Below are 22433 nucleotides of genomic sequence, written 5' to 3'. Positions count from 1 at the left end.
GTGTAGGGTTTTATGGAAAATAAATTTGCCAAAAAACAGCGCTTCAGGTAGCCTGCGCGGTTTTCCAAAATCGACTCACGGGAGTGATGACCATGAGCAAGCCGTTTGTAGCAATTTTGATGGGTTCCGATTCCGACCTGCCGGTAATGGAAGCGAGCGTTGAGATCCTGAAAAAGTTCGACATTCCGTTCGAAATGAAGGTTTCTTCTGCGCACCGCACGCCGGTTCAGACCCACAACTACGTTAAAGATGCCGACGCCCGCGGATGTGCCGCGTTCATTTGTGCTGCCGGTATGGCCGCTCACTTGGCTGGCGCTGTTTCTGCCAACACCCTGAAGCCGGTTATCGGTGTGCCGATCAATGGCTCTCTGGATGGTCTGGACGCGTTGCTGTCTACCGTTCAAATGCCAGGCGGTATTCCGGTTGCAACCGTTGCTATCGGTAAAGCCGGTGCCAAAAACGCCGCTTACCTGGCAGCTCAAATCATCGGTGTTGCCGATGCCGAGATGCACAAGAAGCTGGTTGAAGAGCGCGAAGCCAACGCCCAGGCCGTTGTTGCCAAAGACGCCGCTCTGCAAGAAAAACTGGCCTCTATGTAATGTCGGATAGGGATTGTTCTTTGAAAAGATCTGATCCCAATCTGGAAGTCGCCGCCTCCGCCCTACGCGCGGGCGGCGTCATCGCCTACCCCACCGAAGCCGTCTATGGTCTCGGTTGCGACCCGGACAGGCAGCAAGCCTGCGAAAATATCCTGAATCTCAAACAGCGCGAAAAAGGCATGGGCATGATTTTGATTGCCAGCCGTATCGAGCAGTTGGAGTTCTACCTGATTGGTCTCAGCGAAGAACAACGCGCCACTATGGCTGCCACCTGGCCTGGCCCGGTGACCTGGCTGATTCCGAATAATGGCCAGGCACCCGATTGGGTTACCGGCGGTAGGAATACACTGGCAGTTCGGGTTACCGATCATCCGGTCGCCGCAGCCCTGTGCGATGCTTTTGGAAGCCCACTGGTGTCGACCTCTGCCAATCCCCATGGTCAACCACCGGCAAAAACGGCCGATGAAGTGGCCAGCTACTTTCCGGAAGGTCTGGCCGCCATTGTTGACGGTCCGTTGGGCAAACAAGCCAAGCCAACCGAAATTCGAGACCTGATCAGCGGCGAGATTATTCGCCCCGCCTGAACGATTTTTTTGTAGCCTGTCATTACGAGCAGAACGAAATAATCCAGCGACTTTGAAGCGACCACATTGCGTCCCCCACAAGTGGTATCATTCGCCCCGCAATTAAGTTGTCATTGCGAAGCGAAGCTATCCAGCGACTTTTCAATTCCTCCTGAGTACGAGAAATTCCCATGGTTGATAAACAAGCCGTCAAAGCCTACCTGTTGGATCTGCAGGATCGTATCTGCGCCGAACTGGAGCGCGCGGATGGCAGTGGTCACTTTGTCGAAGACCAATGGGATCGCGCTGAAGGTGGCGGTGGTCGTTCAAGGGTCTTGACTGATGGCGCCGTGATCGAAAAAGGCGGGGTGAATTTCTCTCATGTACATGGCGATAAACTGCCCGCATCTGCAACTGCAGCGCGTCCCGAGTTGGCTGGACGTTCTTTTGAAGCGATGGGTGTGTCGCTGGTGATACACCCACACAATCCATATGTGCCCACCTCTCACGCTAATGTTCGATTTTTTATCGCTGAAAAAGAGGGTGCCGAGCCAGTATGGTGGTTTGGTGGTGGTTACGATCTGACCCCTTATTATGGAAATGAAGAAGACTGCCGCTTTTGGCACCAGACCGCTAAAGAAGCTTGCGAACCGTTCGGTGAAGAGATTTACCCGCGCTTTAAGAAGTGGTGCGATGACTACTTCTATCTGAAGCACCGTGGTGAAGCACGTGGGGTTGGCGGGTTGTTCTTTGATGACCTTAACGAGTTGGGTTTTGAGCAGAGTTTTGCCTTGATGCGCTCTGTCGGGGACAGCTACACCAAAGCATATTGCCCGATTATCGAACGTCGTAAGGATGCTGAATACGGTGAGCGCGAGCGCCAATTCCAGCTTTATCGTCGCGGTCGTTACGTGGAGTTCAACCTGGTCTACGATCGCGGTACCTTGTTTGGCCTGCAAACCGGTGGGCGTACCGAATCCATTCTGATGTCACTGCCACCGTTAGTGCGCTGGGAATACGACTGGCAGCCGGAGCCAGGCAGTGCCGAAGCAGAGTTGACCGAAAAATTCCTGCCTCACCGGGACTGGGTATAGTCGAAGTTAAAAGTCCAACGCCGGTTATTGGTCTTTCAGTTCCAGTATCACCGGCCCACTGCCCTTTTCTGCCAGTCGATCCTCACTGTTGTAGATTGGGCATTTGCTCAAAGACAGGCAGCCGCAACCGATGCAACCCGTGAGCGAATCCCGTAAACGTTCCAGATAGGCTATTCGCTCGTTGAGTTCAGCCTGCCAGTGACGAGAAAGTTTGGCCCAGTCTTTCACGGTCGGGGTTCTTTCGTCAGGCAAGGACTCAAAAGCCTCTTTAATGGAGGCGAGACTAATCCCCATTTTCTGGGCGGCCTTGATCACCGATACCCGCCGCAATACATCCGGTTTGTAGCGCCTCTGATTGCCGGCATTGCGTGTACTTTGGATCAACCCTTTCTGTTCGTAAAAATGCAACGTACTGATTTTTACACCACAGCGGTTGGCCACCCGGCCAACGGTCCACTCTGAGCTCACAATAAATTCTCCTGACTGAAAAAAAGTACTTTACCTCAAGTTAAGTTGAGGTATTAGCATGCGTCAAAACTCACTTCAAGGAGAACAATCATGCTGTACTTTGAACACGTCAATTTGGTGGTGGATGATCTGGATGCTGCCCTGCACTTTTATCGTGCGGCCTTTCCCCATTGGCGTATTCGCGATCAGGGTGAGGGCGAGTGGCGCGGTAAACCGCGCAAATGGGTGCATTTTGGCGATGATTATCAATACCTGGCACTCAGTGATCATGGAGAAGGCAAAAACCGGGATCTGGACGGCCATCAAATCGGGCTGGCTCACTTTGCCTTTGCCATCAACAACCTCGATGCCCTTATTAGTCGATTACAGGAAGCCGGATATGAAATCGCTCTGGACGGAGCCGATGAGCCGTGGCGAAAAAATATCTACTTCAATGACCCGGCCGGATTTGAGGTGGAGTTTGTCGAGTACCTGAGTGACTTGCCGGAGCAGCGAAACAGGTCGAGCTGATGAGACACGCATCACATTTTCCTTGACCGTCGTAATGCCTTGCCGTTTACTGCAAGGCATAAGAACTCAAAGTTAAATGCCGGTTGTATGGAAAAGAATAAACTTTACCTGACGCTGTTTATCAGCGTGCTGTTAATCGGTGGTTTTCTCGCCACCAGTTATGTCAGTTATTTTGTCGCCTACGATGAGCTGGAAAAACAGCTCTCGGAAAATACCCTGCCACTCACCAGTAACAATATTTACTCGGAGATTCAGCAGGACCTGCTTCGGCCAATTTTTATCTCTTCACTGATGGCACACGATACCTTCGTGCGCGATTGGGCGTTGGATGGCGAGCAGGATCCGCAAAAAATGATTCGCTTTCTATCTGTAATTGAAGAGCGCTACGCAACAACTACAAGCTATTTTGTCTCTGAAGCTACCCGTCGTTATTACCACCCAACTGGAATTATTAAAACCGTCGACTCGAAAGATCCTGCGGACAAATGGTATTTTCGCTCCCGTTCTATGCAGGATGACTACGAAATCAATATCGACACAGATACGGCCGACAAGTCACGTATATCGGTATTTATCAATTACAAAGTCTATGGCTACGAAGGCGAGTTAATTGGTGTTACCGGTGTAGGTCTTGAACTGCAACAAGTTAAAGAGCTGATTTACGATTACGAGCAGCGCTACGGGCGAACGGTGTTGTTTATTGACCAAAGCGGCAATATCAAGTTGCAGCGAGATGAGGTTAATCCGCCGGCACACATTCGTGATCGCGAAGGAATGGCGCCAATTGCCACAGCACTGTTGGCGACTACAGGGGGCAGCTTCAATTACCTTCGAGATAATCAGACTGTGTTTGTAAATGCGCGATTGGTGCCTGAGTTCAAATGGCTATTACTGGTTGAGCAACAATCAAGGCCAGTGGTCCGGCAGATTAAAAATACCCTGTTTATCAATATAGCTATAGCGGTGGCCATTACGGCATTGGTACTGATTGTGGCTAACCTCACAGTGGGCAGTTACCAGAATCGACTGGAAATTATGGCATCACGAGACAAACTTACCGGTGCCATGACGAGGCAAGCCTTTGACGGGGTTTTGCACAAAACACTCACAAGTGCAAAACGTAAACTCCGTAGCTGTTCCGTGCTGTTATTCGATCTCGACAACTTCAAACAAGTTAATGACCGGTACGGCCATCTTTGTGGCGATCAGCTGCTGAAGATGGTGGCGGATACCGTGACCAGGCTAACTCGAAAAGGCGACTACCTTTGTCGCTGGGGCGGGGAAGAATTTATTCTGCTGGCCCAGGACTGTGACCTCGACCAGGCAAGAATACTGGCCGAAAAAATTCGCCTGGAAATTGAAACCCAGAAATTACGAATTAACGGAGAAGCTATTGCCGTAACCGCGAGTTTTGGCGTTGGGGAGTACCTGCCCAGTGAGCGGGAAGCTGAATTGATTCACCGAGTGGATCAGGCGCTCTATCAGGCCAAACAGAATGGGCGTAATCGGGTCGAGATATCTACTTGATCCGGCAATGAAAGGTGCGCAAGGCCCACCCTGCGAAGCGAAAAATCATCTTTTATATCAAAGGTCAGCAAGGGCACTTATTTTATTAAGTGCCCTTTTGCTCCCTTCTATGACACTGCGCTAAAGGCTTTATAAAACTCCGGTCTGTCCTGAATATTGATCGGAATATGTAGTTTGCGGGCGATGCCCTCGGCGGAGACAATGCCGCGAATTTTGTGAGTATTGTGGTCGATAAACAGGCAGTACTCTTTACTGTTTTCCTTGAGCGCCTGAATGATGTCGCTGACAGTGGCGCGGGTGACTTCGTGAATATCCAGCGCCATCAGTTCATGTTTGGGCTTCATCAGGTCGCTGACCAGAATGTCTTCTCGTTTGAAACCTTCTGATGCACGGCGAATGATCTCCTGCTCGTCCAGTTCTTTTAGGCTGACAACCCCGATAAAGTGACTGTCGTCGTCGATCACCAGCTTCATGCTTACGTGTTCTTTGTGAAAGAACATTTTTGCTTCTGATGCCGATGTCGCGCCCTCGATAACCAAAGGCTCGGACTGCATAAAGTCACTGAAAAACTCAATGGCTGGAGTGTTGAGAGTGAAGTTTTTGTCAGCTTCTGGCCAGGCTAGATCGTCCTGCTCTGAAGGCTGGTAGATATGTAATTTTTGCATGGTGTGTTCTTCCAGTTGTTCTGCACTATGGCCACCTGTGGTTGGGTGACACTTCGACGGGAGCTTTGGCCCCGGCGGATTTGTTAAAAAAAGAATCAGAACTGGATAGCGGGAGGTGCACGAATAGCGTATTGAAGTGAATTACTGCAAAGCAGTGTGCAAGAGTGGTAAACAGTATGGACTGGCGCAGCAGGCACGGCATGAAAAATAACCGTGTCGGGAACACCAAAATCGGGATTGTCGTTATCGAAGTTGTCGTTGGCGGAATCGGATTGATCAAGAATGAGGCTGCCATTACTGAAAAGTGTGCTGTTGTCGACCACAGTACCGCTGTCAGCGTGAACGCTGGCAAACAGTAACAGGGCAAATAACAACAACAGGCGTATCATATTTGACTCATTCTAAATATCTTGATATCGCTACTCTACGAGTAATTACCAGACAGTAAGTTCCCGTTCATTAAAAGCATTTATCCAAACAACCAACGGCGCAACAGGCGAGTGACCAACGGCATAAACAGGTAGGTAGTCAGTAGTACAATCGTTGATACGGCTACGGCAGTTATCAAAATAAAAGGTTGGCCAATCCAGTCAGCAATAATGGGTACCAGCAGGGTAACTTGGATCCAGATTACCACAAAACTGATCATCGCCATTTTATATTTGGGCGGAGGTGCTGCGGGTGATTTTGGCTCTGGATTATCGAACCAGAATTCCAGGCTGTGAAAATGCTCTACTTCCGGTTGCTGTGAGCTGAATTGTACGGTTTTGTCCATCCACTTTTGTCGCTCGGGAGCGTCTACCCACCGCTCCAGATTGGCGTAACTGTCAAAGCGAATGATGCAGGCGAATTCGTCGCTTTCGTTGACCGGGCGAATGGTTTCGATGCCTTCAAAACCGGGGTATTGGCTGGCGGCTTGGCGAATACCTTTGCGCCACTGTTCGAATTGTTCTGTTTTGCCAGCATCGACACGATGGCGGACGATCATGGTAACGGGTTGGTTGTTGCTCATTAACTGCGGTCCAGCTCGTGCCAGTTGTTGTGCAGAATCATCTCCTGCAATTCAGTGATATAGGATTCGCCACGGGTTGAGTATTTGGTCAGCCCCAGAGCCAGTTGCGTGCCAGCCAGCACCTGCTCACTTATAGTGTTTTCCTCGCGCAAGCGGCGCAGATCGGTGTAATGATGGCTGCTGTTGAGATTGAGCATATAGCGGCTAACGGACTGCTTTGGTGATTTAAATACGGCCACCTCATAAGTTGCCCCATCCGGACGAGATAGTGGCACCATGCCGCAGCCTTTTTTAAAGCACCATTGGCCGAAAAAGTTATTGCCTTTCCGGGCAAAGCGCGAAGTGCCCCAGGCACTCTCATTAGCAGCTTGAGCCAGAGCCAGTGACGGCGAAATGACATCGACGCGGCGCAGCAGTGTTTGCCAGTGACCAGCTTTTTTGGGGTTGAATTTGTTCATGCCGTAGCGCTTGGCGATGGACTTAATCCAGTGCTTTTCCTCGGGCAGCAGTTGAGTGCGCTGCTGCAGGCAGAGAAGCTGGCTGCGATTTTGGCGAATGCGTTCATTTTCGGCATTGATCAGTGGAAGAAAGTAGCTGACAAATGCCTCCTTGCGCTCATCGCCTGCTGGAAAAGCGCTGAAGTTTGGTATTGCTGGCTCTACGCTGGTTTCCGCCACCACCACGATACAGGGTGAAGGCTGGGGTGCAGGTGCCAACAGCAGCGCTGCCGCCACAATGGGCAGCAACAGGCCAAAAGGTGCCAGAGTGCGGGCAAAGGAAAAGCCTTGTCTGGAGCGCATGCAGAGTCTCACTGGTTAAAAAGTGCGCAATTATAACGGCATTTGGTTACTTGAGGGTTATTTTTGCGAGTGAATGGCGGTTACTGATCTTCTTCCAGCCAGACCTCTTTGGCCCAGTGCCATATCGAGGGCCATTCGTCGTCGCTGAAATTACCGTTACGCCAGTAACTCACTTCACCCCCTTCGTTAATGGCATAGTAGCCGCCGCGGGCTTCGCAGATCGGAATCAGTTCGCGGGGCAGGCCGATATCCCATGCTTGGGCAGCCAGCTCCGGCAGGTAGGTGTGTGAGAGTGGATCCATGACAGTGGCGGGTTCCAGGGTGCCATAAACCACGTCGCTGACTTCCAACAGAAAATCCTTAAAGTCGTCAGGTAATGGGATCAATATCTGTTCTTCGATCACTACCAGATCATCATATTCCGGCAGTTCCAGAGGTACAGGCACATCCACTGCGGCCTCGCGCAGTGCTTCAATCACATCTTCCATCGAAGTCTCTCAATAGGGTTCGGGCAGTTTATATCGTCAGATCGATACAGTTGTTTCATTGGCATCGAAGTGATGCAGCAATCGATAGTCGTCCCAGCCTTGCTCGCCTTCGCAGGCAATAATAGCTACAGGGGATAGGGTGACAAAATAGTCAGCATCTTCGACCAGCACCTGCCTCAATTGTTGCCAGAGCTCGGGCAGTTGCTCGGTGAAAAAATTGTAGCTGATAAAGTCGTTATGATAATCGCCTTTGCCAATCTCTGGGCGGTCGATTTCAGGATAGCGATTGACGCTATGTACCCGCTTCAAGAATTCAGCTTCATCAAAAGCCTGTACATTGTTGTCGGGCAGTCGGTTGATTTCGATTTGAACAGTCAGGCATTTCATCAAGGCATCTCGTCGGGATTGGCACTGATGATTTTAGCCTTTTTGCGCTGATGATCCAGCCACCGCAGGGCATCATCGCGGCTGCTGAAAATTTGCAGATTCCACGGCTGGGATCTGGGAAATTTATTAAGCAGCTGGGTTGTTCCGGTGGACGCTCTGGTGTAGCTGACCACCGCCATGGCCTGTATTTTAGGTATTGTAGCGAGCCTGGTCTGGGCTTCAAACTCGTAGGTGTAGGCGTTCACCTTGTTGATCAGCAGCATACAGGGGTCGGCGAGCTCTTGCTCAATCCAGTCGTGGTACTCGGTTACCATGGCTTTGGTCATGATAACGCCTTCATTGACGATGATTTCCGCAAGATCTGGCGCCAGTACACTGGCTGTGCCAAAACTGAAGCTATGTTCCTTCATGGCTTATTCGTTATCTTCCCAAGGCATGTCCGGAAGCAGGTTAAGATTTTTGGCATAGCGTTCGGCGTTGAATTTGGCGCCATTATTCACTACATCAAACACTTCAACCGATAACGCGCAGGCAATGCATTCTATGGCCTCCTGGCGATCCATGCCGGACAGGGTCAGCCGCATCAAGGTCAGTTTGACCTCTGGAGGATTGTTATCGGCAATTTGGTTTTCGACTGTTTCGATCAGCAGTTGGCCGGTAAGTTGACCTTCATCCGGTTGTTCGGACATAACCATATCCCTGTTGTTCAAATGCCTGTAGTTCAAGCGAAAGTGTAACAAAAAAGGCCGGCAAAGCCGGCCTCAATTTCTATTGCAAATAATCAGCGAGAAGATGATTGCTTGCTGACGTTTTGTGCTTGCGGGCCTTTTTCGCCCTGCACCACGTCCATGGTAACGCGCTGGCCTTCACGAAGGAAGCGGCGCCCAGAGCCGTTGATATCGCGGTAGTGAACGAAGACGTCGCCGCCGCCATCCTGCTCGATAAAACCAAAGCCCTTGTCTTTATTGAACCATTTTACGGTACCGGAGGTGTTGCCGACTTTGCCAGAATCACTTTTTCTGGTGCTTGAGCTGCGGCGCGCAGATTTGCCTTTTGGCTTTTTCTCAGAAGGCTTGCGGTTACAAATAGCACTGATGATCAACAGTGCAACAACCAGGCCGCCCGCCACGTACCAAACCCATTCGGCGGGGAAAAAGTATTGCAGTGCCACGCCCAGTAACAGGCTGATGCACATTTTAATTGTGGTATCGAATTTCATAGTAACGATATATCTCTAATAAATAGTGTTAACAAAAGCGGGTGTGAATAACATACTCAATTCCGCTGAACCAAAACAGGCGCAATTCCAGTGCTGAAAATCAGCATGAGATCCTATGGCAGCAGCGCCCGGTAACCTTCTTTGCCGCCAAAGAACCGGCCATTCTACCGATTGCCCGAGCCATGCTCAAATAGCCAATGTTAGAATGCCTCTTTGCCCTCACTAGAAGCCTGACCATGATCGACCGCTACGCCGTTTTTGGTAACCCTATCGCCCACAGCAAATCACCGCAGATTCACCGCATATTTGCCGAGCAAACCCACCAATCCATGGAGTATGTGTCCCAGTGTGTGCCGTTGGATGATTTCGCACAGGCGGTAGAAGAATTCATGGCTCAAGGCGGCAAGGGATTGAATATTACCGTGCCATTCAAACAGGAGGCGCTGGCGGTAACCGGGCAGTTGACCGAACGTGCCAGGTTGGCGGGGGCGGTCAACACCCTGGTGCTGTCAGAGGATGGCACCTTGTTGGGGGATACTACTGACGGAGTCGGTATGGTGCGCGATATTCGCCAAAACCTGCAGTGGTCCATTGCCGGGCGTCGGGTTCTGGTATTGGGAGCCGGCGGTGCAGTGCGTGGGGTGTTGGAGCCATTGCTTGCAGAACGACCTGCAGAGCTGGTGATCGCAAATCGAACCGTGCAAAAAGCCGAGCAATTGGCGGATCTTTTTCCCGACATGGACACTATTTCCGGTAGTGGTTTTGATGCGCTGGCGGGGGCGCAATTTGATCTGGTGATCAATGGCACCAGTGCGAGCCTGTCGGGAGAGTTGCCACCACTACCCAATGATCTTCTCGCCGCTGGCGCGCATTGTTACGACATGATGTACGGTTCAAAGCCTACCCCCTTTATGAGCTGGGCCCAGCAGCAGGGAGCAGAAGCTTGCAGTGATGGCCTTGGGATGTTGGTTGAGCAGGCAGCGGAGTCATTCTATTTGTGGCGCGGTGTGCGGCCGGAAACTGCTCAGGTGATTGCCGGTATTCGTCGGCAGTTGATTGGGTAGAAGTAGGCAATTACATGGCGCACTCTACGTGGGGCACCCTAAAAAACCTGTAGGGTGCGCTGTGCGCACCCTCTTATTCAGGATTATTTCTTTTCAAAGACCAGTACAAAACTTACTGGCACTGACTGGCTGATAGCCGGCAGACCTGCCACCTCGCGGAGCTTCTCAACACCTTCCGCCAGTTTGAACGTAGCGGCATTGACGATTACTGGCTGCCAGCTGGTTACCATTAAGCGAGTATCACTGAGTTTGGTTGCCACAGCCTGAATGGCCATTGCACTGGTTTCGCCGTGCAGATTCAGGGCGGCATCCAGCGACATCTGGTTTGAATCACCATTTGCCATCGCTTCGAAAGCGCTCATATCGACACTGGCGCTGATGCTGGCCTCGGCAAACTTCTCCACGTTAAACAGCATGGCTTTCATGCGGTCGTCGCGAATCGGGATCAGGCTGTCGATACTGGCCAGGTCGATGGTGACATTGGCCTGGTTGCCGGAAATGCCACCGCCCAGCTGCTTGAAGTGATGGACCTCTGCGATATTGCCAGCTTTGGTGGAGACGAAAGTAAGGTTGGACTGGTCGTTATTGAGTTGCCAGTCAGCCAATGCCCATGCTGAGTTGAGTGCGACGGCCAAGCCAGCAACAAGTTTGATAAAACGCATAAAAAGTTCTCCGACAAAAACCAATATTGAAAGTGGGCATTGTAGCCCGCTTATGACCACGGTTTACAGGTGGCCGTCAGGGTCTGTGAGGTGGGACTGATACTGACCCGAATTTGTTCCGCATCAGTTACAGAGCTTGCGGATTTTGGTTTCCAATTCGTCCCGGCGCTCCCTCAGTCGCCTGCCCTCTTTGACCTTGTAGCCTTTGCGGAGCTTTTTGTTGATCTTGTCGAGCTGCTTCTGCCAGCTCAAACACTGCTTGGCGCTGGCGTGTTTGGCCGCTTCGGCGGGCACCGGGTAAGGCACAGCCGCAGTGACAGTGATCAGTAACAGGGTGCTATACAGGGCGACGCGATACTTGTTTTTTGATGACATGGTTTCCTCCTTGAAACACGTTGATTACTGAGACAGATATTGATCCTTCAATTTCACGTAATTGCCGGCGGTGTAGCGGAAAAACTGCCGCTCTTTGTCACTGAGCGGACGCAACTGCTTAGCCGGATTACCCACATAAACATAGCCGCTTTCCAGGGTTTTGCCTGGTGGCACCATGCAGCCGGCACCGACAATGACCTCGTCCTCAACCACCGCCCCATCCATCACAATGGCACCAACTCCTACCAGCACGCGGCTGCCTACAGTACAGCCGTGCAGTACCGCTTTGTGGCCGATGGTGACATCGTCGCCGATGGTCAGTGGCCAGCCAGCGGGATTGTAGTCGCTGGCGTGTGTGATATGCAGTACCGAGCCGTCCTGCACGCTGCAACGCTGGCCGATGCGGATGCGGTGCATATCGCCGCGAATCACTGTCGCCGGCCAGACCGAGCAGTCATCACCCAAAACAACATCGCCAATTACGGTACAGGCAGGATCGATGTAAACCCGCTTGCCGAGTTGGGGGGATTTGCCGTGGTGGGGTCGCAGTGTGGTCATGGTGTGCTCCTGTCGTGGGGCACAGATCATAACAAATTGGATAAAAAAGGGGCGCCTGAGGCGCCCCCAAAACACTTAAGGAAAGAAATCAGAATTTATAGGTTCCTCTCAGGTACCAGTAGGCGCCGTTGAAGCCAAACGGGGCGGAACGTCGTGAGAAGACAAATACTCCAGGGGAGTCGACGATAAATTCATCGGTCACCGGGTCCACCAGGCCGCCATCTGGGCTGCCGCGGGATTGGCCGACGCGGTTTTCGTCCGGTGTTTCATCGAAGATGTTATTGCCGCCCAGGGTTAGCGTGAACTGTTCAGAAAAGTCGTAGTTCAGCTGCAGGTCGGCCAGGGTTTTGCCATCAAAGTTCTGACGTGGCCCATCCTCTACGGTGTATTCGCCATAGTAGTTGAACGAGAGCACGGTGGTGAAATCGCCGGATTGCCAATTGCCGGTAAGGTTGACCCGGTCTTTCGGCTGCCACTCTTCCAGAATGGACTTGTCCTGGGAGGTGAAGATCAGGTCTTCAATTCCCGGAATTGAGCCCAGGCTGGTGGGGACGAATACGTCGGTGACTTTGGTGTTTGTGTGGTTGGCTGCCAGGGACACACGCAGATTCTGATCGACCATATCCAGTGGAACATCCCAGGTCACAACCAGGTCAACACCTTCGGTTTCGGTATCTGCCGCGTTGAGGAAGAACTGGGCACTGTCGGCTCCTGCGGCCTCCAGCAGATCATCCAGATCATCGTCAATGTTCTTGGCCAACCGACCGCTGATCACGATGCGATCTTCAATCTCGATGCGATAGAAATCGAGCGTGATGCTCAAGTTTTCATGGGGCTGCAAGACAGCGCCCAGGCTGTAGTTGATGGACTCCTCCTCTTCCAGCGAGGGAACGCCAAGCGCCTGAACAACAGAACTGTCGTTGCGCACTGTGCGCACCTCAATCGGCACTTGCTCATCAGTGTCAGGGTCAAATACGAACTGGGTGCTGACGTTGTTGAAGAAGCGCTGTTGCATGGAGGGCGCGCGGAAGCCGGTGCTGACGGCTCCCCGGAAGGTCACTTGATCCGTAGCTTTCCACCGGAAGGCGCCCTTACCGGTGATGGTAGAGTCGAAGTCACTGTAATTCTCAAACCGAATGGCGCCGGTGAGCAGTAAGTCTTCATCGACGTTCCACTCTACATCGAGATACAGGGCCTTGGCGTTGCGATTCTCATCTACGCTATTTTCAGGCCTGAAGCCCGGGAACACCTGGATGCCGCCTTCGCCGCTGTCTGGGTCCAAACCGTCGTAATCAGCCCAGGAGAGCTCTTCGCCAGGTGTCAGTTCGTACACATCGCGTTTGTACTCAATCCCGAAGGCCAGCAGGCCCCAATCAAGCTGCTTGGTGGCATCGGCGTTGAAGGTGAACAGGCCCAACTCCACGCCGCCGGCAAAGGCAGAGCTGTCGCTGGAGCCGAAAGCCAGTACCGCTGAAGCGTTGTGGGAGTTCGAGATCGTGAAATCGAAAGTGTTCTTCGAATAACCCAGTCCGACGTCAAGGTTCCATCCATCACCTAGATTGCGACGTATACCGCCATTGAACGAGAGGTCATCAATAGCGGTATTGATGTGGGGCAGGAATCCGTCGGGATAAGCCGAGCCGGCCGGGTTGCGATTGACGTCGGTCACCCGGCGGTAAAAGCCCCGTGAAGTATTGTCCCGGTCAGACCAAGTCGCGAACGCGTATAACTCGGTGTCATCGGTGATGTTCCAGCCGCTGTTCAAAGTCAGTGCATACTGGCGGGAGTCAGCATCGCCAATGACAAAGCTGTTGCGGTCAAAAGTAAACTCCCGTGGGTCGAAACTGCCGTCACCCTCCAGTAAATACTGCTGGCTTCCGTCCAGTCCGGCCCTATTGGTATGGCCGCGATCGCGCCACTCGGTGGCAAGGTTGATCCAGGCATCTGAAGAGCCCCAGCCGTTGGAGAAATTGACGACTTTGGTCTCGCCGTCGCCCTCTTCGGTGGTGCCGTATGAGACCGAGGTTGAGCCGCCCTCATGGTTATCCTTTAACACCAGATTGATCACACCGGCAATGGCATCAGAGCCATACTGTGCCGCGGCGCCGTCGCGCAGCACTTCGATGCGCTTGATTGAGCCGGGAGCAATGGCGTTCATGTCTACGCCCGCAGTACCGCGGCCGACAGAGGTATTTACGTGAATCAAGGCGCTGTTGTGACGCCGCTTGCCGTTGACCAGCACCAGAGTCTGATCAGGACCCAGCCCGCGCAGGGTGGCCGGACGAAGGGCGTCGGTACCGTCGCTGATGGATGAGCTGGAAAAGTTAAAAGAAGGCGCCAGCGCCTGGATGGCGCGACCGGTTTCAGTAGCGCCGGTGGCTTCGATGATCTCTTCGGTGAGGATGTCAGCGGGAACAGGCGAATCCAGAAGAGTTCGGCCTGTCTGGCTGCGGGTGCCGATGGTCAAAACTTCCTCGAGCACCTTTTGTTCATCCTCTTCAGCGGCCAATACCGCAGGTGCGCCGAGCATGGCTATGCTGGCGGCGATTGCGGAAGTTAATGTGAGTCGCTTGGGGGCGACGGCAGTACGCCGGTCGAAAAAAAGTAATCGTTGATACATAACCCCTCTCCATAGCTGTCGGTTTATTCCTTCCACCATACGGTGATCCTGGGACAAAAAAACTAGCCCCATTAATGACTTAGAAGTGAATTGGTTAAAAATCAAGCAATTTCGGATGAAGTGCCGAGTCGCAATGCTGTGTCTTTCAGGGGACGGGGATATAATGTCGGGATTGTTTACCAGGATCTGACAGCATGTTTTCCACCAAAAAACGCTTTATTGCCGGAGCGGTCTGTCCTCGCTGTGCAGAAATGGACAAAATTGTCGCCTATCGGGAAGGGGATGCCGATTACCGAGAGTGCGTAAGTTGCGGCTTTAAAGAGGAGTTGCGAATCCAGTCACAACCACGTGAGCTGGAGACTCGAGTCAATCGCACCGAAGCGGAAAAGAAAGCGGAAACCCAGGTCGTCAAACTGGTAGACCCCACCCGCAAATAGCGGAACAGGCAGCTTTTGCTGCCCGTTCCAGCGCCGTTGGTACGGCGCAGTACCCTGCGTTTAGCAGGTTTAATTCTCTAGTGAAGTGTTATCTGGGCACTCTGCCCATCCAGCATCAGGTTTATGGAGAGTGCGTCCGTCAAACATGGCCAGCGCTTGATCTCCCTGGCCAGGTCCCGCTGGTCGCGCCGCCGCTGGCAAAAGTTTTGAAACGTAGATTGCTGCTCAGGCGGATCGCGGGTTTCCAACTGGTCCACAGCGCTGTGGACAATACTGTCGAGCTGGTTAGCGAATGGCTCCCCGATCAGGTGGTGAATGATCAGGTTGGAGCGCGTCATATCCATGGGCACCAGTGGCGCGCCAAAGTGGTTCATATAGCGATCGTTGATCTCTTCAATAAGCCGGTGTGCAAGGTATGCCTCGTTCATCAGGGCAACCAGGCCGACCTCTTTGTCGAGGCATTCCGGCGGATGCAGGAAGAACTCATTGGCGATACCCATAATCGGGTCGGTATAGGTACGTATGCCGGCATCCTTGGCAATTTCGTCAACCGCCTCGATAAATTCGGGTACGTGCTCAATATAGCGAACAATAAAATTCAGCAGAGCCGGTACGGAATTGTTAGCCGGTAGCTGAATGGCGTGATGCAGGTGGCTGATGCGGGAGTCCAGCAGGCTGCTGAGCTGTCCGGATTCAGTTTCCTGAGCTTTCGCATTTGCAATAGTGTCTTTAAGTAATGTCGTGTTCATAACATCAACCCTAGACAATCCGCGGCCCAAAGGTCAAAACAGGTGGGCGCCTTTAAGTGACCGTATATTCGGAGATGGGTCGTTGGTTATTCTCTACCCGACTGGACGAAATCAGAGCTTTGGCCTACCAAGGCCCGGTAACTGATGGCCATTAACACACTGCGCCCTGCCATAAAGAGCGCAAACGCCAGCCACAATCCGTGATTGCCCAGGGGCAGCGCCAGCCACCAGGCCGGCAGGAAGAGCAACGCGGTCGCCGCAAACATGATATTGCGCATGGCATGGGTGCGATCAGCACCCAGAAAAACCCCGTCGAGGATAAAGCAGCCTGCCGCCAGCACTGGTATTGAGACCAACCAGCCGTAGTAGTTATTGGCCAGAGCGATAACCTCCGGCAGGCTGGTGAACAGCGCGATAATTGGCTGCTGGAACAGCAAAAATGCCAGCGAAGCCAGAATGGCAATCCCACCGCCCCACTGCAATGTGGCGCGGCTGGTGGCCCGAAATCGATGTGAATCTCTGGCTCCCACTGCATGCCCGGTCAGCGATTCGGCAGCGTGGGCGATACCGTCCAGGCCGTAGGAGGTGAGCATCACCAGCTGCATCAGAATCGCATTGACGGCCAGAATTTCATCGCCAAGCCGTGCCCCCTGAGCGGTGAAAAAGGTAAAGGTAAACACCACACAGGCGGTGCGAATAAACAGATCGCGATTGACGGTCAGTAGCCGCTTGTAGGTGCGGGGTTTCAGCAGGGTGCGGGGATCGACATCGCCACCGAGCTTTTTCAGTTCGCGGCGCACAAAAATAAACGCGATACCGACGCCAATGTATTCGGCCAGCAGTGATGCCCATGCCGCTCCGGCGCTGTTGAGGCCAAGGCCCATAATAAAAAAGAAATCGAAGCCGATATTGGCAAGGTTGGTGGTGGCCAGGATAACCAGGGTTTGACGGGCTCGCTGCAAACCCAGCAACCAGCCAATTGCCGCGTAACTGCAGAGTGCTGCCGGTGCCGCCCAGATGCGAATATGGCAATACTCGAGGGCGAAGTCACGGATATCGTCACTGGGGCCCAACAGCCAGAGAATCAGTTGAAAGATCGGTTGCTGCAACACTATCAGTAGCAAACCCAATCCAAACGCCAGAGCCAGCGACTGCCACAACAGCTCTCGGCACTGCTGGTTATCCTGTCCGCCCCAGGCCCGCGCCACCAACCCTGTTGTACCCATTCGCAAAAACGACAACAGCCACAACAGCAGTGACAACGCACTGGCTCCTACCGCAACGGCACTGAGAAAAGTCACTTCGTCCAGGTGGCCGAGAATTGCGGTATCGACAATTCCCAATAGTGGTACAGAAGCGCCAGCCAGAATCATTGGCCAGGCGATGGCGAGGACTTGTTTGTGGATATCTGGGTGTTTCATGGGGGTGTTGTTGTGAGGGTGGTCGGCAATTATAGAGCGAGATGGCAGCTTTACCGAACGCAATGACTTGGAAGGGGGCGATATTTCTTAATCAGGAGGTGATGAATTGGGCTTATCTTGCTGTGACACGTCGTGAACCCGTCCGTGGGGACTCGTGGCCAGCATCCCTGCTGGCCACGGTCACAGCAAGATAAGCCCAATCCATCTTCGGCACCTGTAATGCACCCTCCAATATCTGGTAACTAAAACGAAACTATTTTGAATATTTATGGGGCTAAAGAAATTATTCACCGCCCATTTCACAAAAAAATCCCGTCGTTGTGGTTGACTTGTGCGGGGAAACTTTTGAATACTCATTGCCAACCTGCTCGTTGCCGGGTTTTCGATCAAGATGTTTTTGATGGACTCAGTCGGCCAGTTACGGTTTTCGGTGAGAGATGTCGAGTCTGTTACAGCACAAGTTGTACACGATCGGTGATTTCGAGCGCTGGGATTCCGTTTGGCCGGCAGTAGGGCGCTGACCGGAGCCCTCTGTTGTTCGCATCGCTTGACGTTTTTATCCTGTAGTACCCGCGCCGATGCGCGCTGCAGTTTTCTTCGGTTGCCGCCACCTCATCATTTACAGATTCGAGGAACGGCAACATGTTGTGGGCAGAATAACGATAACAAGCACGCACAACAGGAGAAAACGGGTAATGTTCGCTAGAGCAAAACAGCTGTTGCTGTTGTTGGGCTCGGCGGTGTTCCCTTGGGCGTCAGCCCTGGCGGAAACTGCTGCCCGATCGGACGTAAATATGCCGGTCGGGGTCACCAAGGTTAGTCGCGAAATCTACGATGTCCATATGTTGATGTTCTGGATTTGTGTCGCGATTGGCGTAGTGGTGTTCGGAGTCCTCATTTACAGCCTGATCAAATTCCGTAAGTCCAAGGGCGCAGTTGCCGCCACTTTCCACGAAAGCACCAAAGTGGAAATTCTCTGGACCGTTATTCCCTTCTTTATCCTGATTGGTATGGCCTGGCCGGCCACCACAGCATTAATCAGTGTCTACGACACCGAAGAAGCGGATCTTGATATCAAGATTACCGGAATGCAGTGGAAATGGCGCTACGACTACATCGGGGAAGATGTGGGCTTTGTCAGCAGCCTCGCTACCTCCAAAGAAGAAATCTACAACCGTGCGCGCAAAAACGACAGTTACCTGAGTGAAGTGGACAACCCGTTGGTGGTTCCGGTGGGCAAAAAAGTACGCTTTCTGGTGACTGCCAACGATGTTATCCACTCCTGGTGGGTGCCGGACTTGGCGGTGAAACGCGATGCCATCCCCGGGTTTACCCACGAAGCCTGGGCCAAAATCGACGAACCCGGAACTTATCACGGCTTTTGTGCCGAGTTGTGCGGCAAGGACCACGCCTTTATGCCAATTGTGGTGAAAGCGGTACCAGAGCCGGAATACAACCAGTGGCTGGCTGATCAGAAAGCCGAAGCGGCAGCGCTGCGCGAATTGACCAGTAAAACCTTTACCCTCGAAGAGCTGATGGAGCGCGGCAAGCAGGTTTACAGCACCAACTGCGCATCCTGTCATATGGAAAATGGTGAAGGGGTTCAGGGGGCATTCCCGGCGCTGAAAGGCAGCGCGATCGCACTGGGTCCGGTACGTGACCACATCAATATTGTGGTGCACGGCAAAACCGGTACGGCGATGCAGGCCTTTGGTACCAACATAGCCGATGTCGATATGGCCGCTGTCATCACCTACGAGCGCAATGCCTGGGGCAATGACACCGGCGATGCGGTTCAGCCCATCGATGTTTATAACTTCAAGAAAGGCGAATAGGAGAAGCGGCTATGGCACACGGTCCTGCAAAAGGTATTCGCCGCTGGCTGTATACCACTAACCATAAAGATATTGGTTCACTCTACCTCTGGTTCAGCTTTGCCATGTTCCTGTTGGGCGGCGCATTCGCGATGGTGATTCGCGCCGAATTGTTCCAGCCGGGACTGCAACTGGTGGAGCCGGAGTTTTTTAACCAGATGACCACGATGCACGGGCTGGTGATGGTGTTTGGCGCCATCATGCCGGCCTTTGTGGGGCTGGCCAACTGGATGATTCCCATGATGATTGGCGCGCCGGATATGGCGCTGCCACGGATGAACAACTGGTCGTTCTGGCTCCTGCCGTTCGCCTTTACCATGTTGGCGTGCACCCTGTTTACCGAGGGTGGTGCGCCGCAGGCGGGCTGGACTTTTTACGCTCCGTTATCAACTACATATGCTAATCCGCTGACTGCGACGATATTTATCTTCTCGGTGCACGTAATGGGTGCTTCGTCCATTATGGGCTCCATCAATATCATCGCCACCGTACTCAATATGCGCGCACCGGGCATGACTTACATGAAGATGCCGCTGTTTGTGTGGACCTGGCTGATTACCGCCTTCCTGTTGGTGGCAGTGATGCCGGTGCTGGCGGGTGCAGTAACCATGATGTTGATGGATATTCATGCCGGTACCAGTTTCTTTAACGCTGCTGGGGGTGGAGATCCGGTGCTGTTCCAGCATGTGTTCTGGTTCTTTGGACACCCCGAGGTGTACATCATCATTCTGCCGGCGTTTGGGGTGATATCGCAGATTATTCCCACCTTCTCACGCAAGCCTCTGTTTGGTTACTCGTCGATGGTATACGCCACGGCGTCGATTGCGTTCCTGTCGTTTATCGTCTGGGCGCACCACATGTTTACTGTAGGGATGCCTCTGGCTGGTGAGCTGTTCTTTATGTACGCCACCATGTTGATCGCGGTACCGACGGGTGTGAAGGTATTTAACTGGATCGCCACTATGTTCAAGGGGTCGATCAGTTTTGAAACGCCAATGCTGTTCTCTATCGCGTTTCTGGTGTTGTTCACCATTGGTGGTTTTACCGGAGTGATGTTGTCCATTGCACCGGCGGACTTCCAGTACCACGACAGCTACTTTGTGGTGGCTCACTTCCACTACGTGATGGTGGCGGGGGCAATCTTCAGTATGTCTGCGGCGGTGTACTACTGGCTGCCGAAGTGGACCGGTCGCATGTACAACGAGAAATTGGCCCAGGTGCACTTCTGGACCTCCTTTATCGGCTTTAACCTCACCTTCTTCCCACAGCACTTTGTCGGATTGGCCGGTATGCCCCGCCGCTATGCGGACTACGCCCTGCAGTTTGCTGACTTCAACATGATGTCGAGCTGTGGTGCGTTCCTCTACGGAACATCGCAATTGCTGTTCCTGGTGATCATTATTCTCACCATCAAGGGCGGCAAGAAAGTATCCGACGAGAAAGTCTGGGAAGGCGCGGAAGGTCTTGAGTGGACAGTACCCACCCCGGCGCCCTATCACACCTTCTCTACCCCGCCGGCGGTGAAATAATCCGCCGGTCTTGATGAGAGACTGAATTGTGACAGAGCAGAACCGGATAAATGCCAGCAACAACAGCCGCACCGCCAAACTGGCGATGCTGTTGGCGCTGGTGATGTTTGGCTTTGGCTTCGCACTGGTGCCACTTTATGACGTGTTCTGTGAGATCACCGGGTTAAACGGGAAAATCACCGGCCCGTATGAAGCAGTGCCGGTGGCGGTGGATACCAGCCGCACCATCAAGGTTCAGTTTATTGCCACCAACAATGAAAACATGCCCTGGGAGTTTGCGCCGGTACAGGAAGTGGTACGGGTGCACCCCGGCGAACAGACCCAGATTGAGTTCTATGCCCGCAATGCCACCGATCGCGATATGGTGGCGCAGGCGGTGCCCAGTCTGGTGCCGTTCAAGGCGGCGGAGTACTTCCATAAAATGGAATGCTTCTGCTTTAACCAGCAGCCGCTGAAAGCCGGCCAGTCGGCCAAGTTGCCGATGATATTCACCATCGACCAGGACATTCCAAAACAGGTTCATACCATCACCCTCTCTTACACACTGTTTGATATCACCGAGATGGGGCATTTCACCCCCAAAGGTGATTTCCAGTGGGGAAAGGGGTAGGAGAAAAATAATGTCTAGTGAAACCTACTACGTTCCCGAATCCAGCAAGCTACCGCTGCTGGCGACCATCGGGTTGATTACTACCGTATTTGGCGCGTCGCACTGGCTGAATGATTCCAGTGTGTTGGGTATCGGCGGTTTTGAAATCTTTATGGTCGGTGCGCTTATTTTTGCCGGAGTATTGGCAAGTTGGTGGAACACCGTCATTAAGGAGAATATGGCGGGTCTGCCCAATGCCCAGCTAAAGCGTTCCTACGTTTGGGGGATGGGCTGGTTTATTTTCTCCGAGGTGATGTTCTTCTTTATATTCTTCTTTGCCCTGGCCTATGTACGGATTTACGGACTGGACTGGCTTGAGGCGGATACGCTGAGTCAATGGGGTGAATTCACGGCAGATTGGCCGCTGATGACCACGCCAGATCAGGCGCTTAATGGTGAAGGAGCCACCGAATTTATTGGTCCCAACGCCATTATCGACCCCTGGCACTTGCCGCTCTACAACACCATTATTCTGCTGGCTTCGAGCTTTACTGTGCATATTGCCCACAATGCCATTAAGGCGGGCAAGCGCGGAGCGTTTAATCTGTGGTTAGGTATAACCATCGCGTTGGGTGCCACATTCCTCTATTTCCAAGTGGTTGAATACCACGAAGCCTATACCGATCTCGGTCTGACTTTGCAGTCTGGTATTTACGGCACCACCTTCTTTATGTTGACCGGCTTCCACGGTGCCCACGTCACCATGGGCACCATTATGCTGCTGATTCAACTATGTCGGTCGGTGTTTGGTGGCCACTTTAAGAAGGACGATCACTTTGGCTTTGAAGCCTCGTCCTGGTACTGGCACTTTGTGGATGTGGTGTGGGTGTGTCTGTTTATCTTTGTCTACGTACTTTAAATGAAAAACCCGGAGCGTGATTATCGCGCTCCGGTTTTATTGGGAAAGGTTTAATAGCGTCCGTACCAGGGCGCCTGAACGCTGAGCTGGCCGGAGTAAAACCCATAGGCAATGGCGATCAGTAACAAGGCAGCAAGTGTGATACGAATACCCAGTGCATAGAGTGTTCGTTTGCGTCCGCCCAGATCGGCAAATAAAAAATAGAGGCCGCTGGTAAGACTGGCAATAACCGCGATCAGCAGTACAACAATAATGACTTTAAGCAGCATGGCTGTGCTCTGAAGTTATGGTGATTCAAAAAATT

General features: G+C 52.7%; 28 protein-coding genes. 11 read left to right on the top strand and 17 right to left on the bottom strand.

Translation table 11 applies throughout. From position 1 onward, the window contains the following. The first annotated feature begins 92 nt into the window (after positions 1–92). The 3 genes from purE to hemF all read left to right on the top strand — a co-directional run bounded on the left by purE (position 93) and on the right by hemF (position 2256). Positions 93–599 (top strand): 5-(carboxyamino)imidazole ribonucleotide mutase, encoded by a 507-nt coding sequence (gene purE / locus QP938_13380; GenBank protein ID WIO74274.1) that lies wholly within the window; start codon positions 93–95, stop codon positions 597–599. Positions 600–619: 20 nt separating this feature from the next. Continuing rightward, a complete protein-coding gene (locus QP938_13375; protein WIO74273.1) occupies positions 620–1183 on the top strand; it encodes an L-threonylcarbamoyladenylate synthase in 564 nt (187 codons plus the stop codon). Positions 1184–1353: 170 nt separating this feature from the next. Beyond that, entirely contained in the window at positions 1354–2256 is a 903-nt protein-coding gene (hemF, locus tag QP938_13370) for an oxygen-dependent coproporphyrinogen oxidase (protein ID WIO74272.1), read from the top strand. Between the two features lie 24 nt (positions 2257–2280). On the opposite strand, the gene soxR is transcribed toward hemF, so the two are convergent. Then, positions 2281–2724 carry a redox-sensitive transcriptional activator SoxR gene (gene soxR / locus QP938_13365; GenBank protein WIO74271.1) on the bottom strand — a complete coding sequence of 148 codons (444 nt, stop codon included), beginning with the start codon at positions 2722–2724 and terminating at the stop codon, positions 2281–2283. Between the two features lie 90 nt (positions 2725–2814). Between soxR and QP938_13360 the strand changes: the two genes are divergently transcribed. Both QP938_13360 and QP938_13355 read left to right on the top strand, forming a co-directional pair. Further along, positions 2815–3234: a VOC family protein gene (locus QP938_13360; protein ID WIO74270.1), complete on the top strand. Its 420-nt coding sequence runs from the start codon at positions 2815–2817 to the stop codon at positions 3232–3234. Positions 3235–3321: 87 nt separating this feature from the next. Continuing rightward, entirely contained in the window at positions 3322–4761 is a 1440-nt protein-coding gene (locus tag QP938_13355) for a diguanylate cyclase (protein ID WIO74269.1), read from the top strand. A gap of 107 nt (positions 4762–4868) precedes the next feature. On the opposite strand, the gene QP938_13350 is transcribed toward QP938_13355, so the two are convergent. The 9 genes from QP938_13350 to QP938_13310 all read right to left on the bottom strand — a co-directional run bounded on the left by QP938_13350 (position 4869) and on the right by QP938_13310 (position 9056). Continuing rightward, entirely contained in the window at positions 4869–5426 is a 558-nt protein-coding gene (locus QP938_13350; GenBank protein WIO74268.1) for a CBS domain-containing protein, read from the bottom strand. Positions 5427–5521: 95 nt separating this feature from the next. After that, positions 5522–5815, bottom strand: coding sequence for a hypothetical protein (locus QP938_13345; GenBank protein ID WIO74267.1), 294 nt, complete (start codon positions 5813–5815; stop codon positions 5522–5524). 80 nt (positions 5816–5895) lie between these two features. After that, complete coding sequence (locus QP938_13340; protein WIO74266.1) at positions 5896–6438, bottom strand: antibiotic biosynthesis monooxygenase; 543 nt, start codon at positions 6436–6438, stop codon at positions 5896–5898. Next, a complete protein-coding gene (locus QP938_13335) occupies positions 6438–7238 on the bottom strand; it encodes a glucosaminidase domain-containing protein (protein WIO74265.1) in 801 nt (266 codons plus the stop codon). Before QP938_13335 ends, QP938_13340 begins: the two co-directional genes overlap by 1 nt. A gap of 80 nt (positions 7239–7318) precedes the next feature. Continuing rightward, complete coding sequence (locus tag QP938_13330; protein ID WIO74264.1) at positions 7319–7726, bottom strand: SMI1/KNR4 family protein; 408 nt, start codon at positions 7724–7726, stop codon at positions 7319–7321. A 36-nt stretch (positions 7727–7762) separates the two neighbouring features. Next, positions 7763–8113: a hypothetical protein gene (locus QP938_13325; GenBank protein ID WIO74263.1), complete on the bottom strand. Its 351-nt coding sequence runs from the start codon at positions 8111–8113 to the stop codon at positions 7763–7765. After that, entirely contained in the window at positions 8113–8523 is a 411-nt protein-coding gene (locus QP938_13320) for a hypothetical protein (GenBank protein WIO74262.1), read from the bottom strand. The genes QP938_13325 and QP938_13320 overlap by 1 nt, the downstream gene beginning before the upstream one ends. Before the next feature lie 3 nt (positions 8524–8526). Then, entirely contained in the window at positions 8527–8802 is a 276-nt protein-coding gene (locus QP938_13315) for a hypothetical protein (protein WIO74261.1), read from the bottom strand. Between the two features lie 92 nt (positions 8803–8894). Further along, complete coding sequence (locus tag QP938_13310; GenBank protein WIO75673.1) at positions 8895–9056, bottom strand: cold shock domain-containing protein; 162 nt, start codon at positions 9054–9056, stop codon at positions 8895–8897. Positions 9057–9568: 512 nt separating this feature from the next. On the opposite strand from QP938_13310, the gene aroE reads away from it, so the two are divergent. Next, entirely contained in the window at positions 9569–10396 is an 828-nt protein-coding gene (gene aroE, locus QP938_13305) for a shikimate dehydrogenase (GenBank protein ID WIO74260.1), read from the top strand. Between the two features lie 83 nt (positions 10397–10479). On the opposite strand, the gene QP938_13300 is transcribed toward aroE, so the two are convergent. The 4 genes from QP938_13300 to QP938_13285 form a co-directional block, all read right to left on the bottom strand. Next, on the bottom strand, positions 10480–11058 hold the full coding sequence (locus tag QP938_13300) for a YceI family protein (protein ID WIO74259.1): 579 nt from the start codon (positions 11056–11058) through the stop codon (positions 10480–10482). A 123-nt stretch (positions 11059–11181) separates the two neighbouring features. Further along, positions 11182–11433 (bottom strand): hypothetical protein, encoded by a 252-nt coding sequence (locus QP938_13295; protein WIO74258.1) that lies wholly within the window; start codon positions 11431–11433, stop codon positions 11182–11184. Between the two features lie 24 nt (positions 11434–11457). Continuing rightward, the gene (locus QP938_13290; protein WIO74257.1) at positions 11458–11991 is read right to left on the bottom strand and encodes a gamma carbonic anhydrase family protein; all 534 of its coding nucleotides are present in this window, start codon (positions 11989–11991) and stop codon (positions 11458–11460) included. 88 nt (positions 11992–12079) lie between these two features. Next, complete coding sequence (locus QP938_13285) at positions 12080–14611, bottom strand: TonB-dependent receptor (GenBank protein ID WIO74256.1); 2532 nt, start codon at positions 14609–14611, stop codon at positions 12080–12082. Between the two features lie 194 nt (positions 14612–14805). Between QP938_13285 and QP938_13280 the strand changes: the two genes are divergently transcribed. Next, entirely contained in the window at positions 14806–15048 is a 243-nt protein-coding gene (locus QP938_13280) for a YheV family putative zinc ribbon protein (GenBank protein ID WIO74255.1), read from the top strand. Between the two features lie 77 nt (positions 15049–15125). Here the strand turns inward: QP938_13280 and QP938_13275 are convergent, their stop codons facing one another. Further along, the gene (locus tag QP938_13275; GenBank protein ID WIO74254.1) at positions 15126–15797 is read right to left on the bottom strand and encodes a hypothetical protein; all 672 of its coding nucleotides are present in this window, start codon (positions 15795–15797) and stop codon (positions 15126–15128) included. A gap of 86 nt (positions 15798–15883) precedes the next feature. Then, entirely contained in the window at positions 15884–17218 is a 1335-nt protein-coding gene (locus tag QP938_13270) for an MATE family efflux transporter (GenBank protein ID WIO74253.1), read from the bottom strand. Positions 17219–17913: 695 nt separating this feature from the next. Between QP938_13270 and coxB the strand changes: the two genes are divergently transcribed. The 4 genes from coxB (at position 17914) to QP938_13250 (ending at position 22129) form a co-directional block, all read left to right on the top strand. After that, a complete protein-coding gene (coxB, locus tag QP938_13265; GenBank protein ID WIO74252.1) occupies positions 17914–19053 on the top strand; it encodes a cytochrome c oxidase subunit II in 1140 nt (379 codons plus the stop codon). 11 nt (positions 19054–19064) lie between these two features. Beyond that, positions 19065–20621: a cytochrome c oxidase subunit I gene (ctaD, locus tag QP938_13260; protein ID WIO74251.1), complete on the top strand. Its 1557-nt coding sequence runs from the start codon at positions 19065–19067 to the stop codon at positions 20619–20621. Between the two features lie 85 nt (positions 20622–20706). Further along, on the top strand, positions 20707–21231 hold the full coding sequence (locus QP938_13255) for a cytochrome c oxidase assembly protein (GenBank protein WIO75672.1): 525 nt from the start codon (positions 20707–20709) through the stop codon (positions 21229–21231). A 10-nt stretch (positions 21232–21241) separates the two neighbouring features. Further along, positions 21242–22129 carry a cytochrome c oxidase subunit 3 gene (locus QP938_13250; GenBank protein WIO74250.1) on the top strand — a complete coding sequence of 296 codons (888 nt, stop codon included), beginning with the start codon at positions 21242–21244 and terminating at the stop codon, positions 22127–22129. Positions 22130–22179: 50 nt separating this feature from the next. On the opposite strand, the gene QP938_13245 is transcribed toward QP938_13250, so the two are convergent. Beyond that, positions 22180–22398, bottom strand: a complete 219-nt coding sequence (locus QP938_13245; protein ID WIO74249.1) for a DUF2909 domain-containing protein — start codon at positions 22396–22398, stop codon at positions 22180–22182. Positions 22399–22433: the final 35 nt, after the last annotated feature.

The organism is Porticoccaceae bacterium LTM1, assembly GCA_030252795.1.
In the GTDB taxonomy this organism is placed as follows: domain Bacteria; phylum Pseudomonadota; class Gammaproteobacteria; order Pseudomonadales; family Porticoccaceae; genus SCSIO-12696.
The sequence above is the reverse complement of the archived record's forward strand: the minus strand, read 5'-3'. Positions and strand labels throughout refer to the sequence as shown.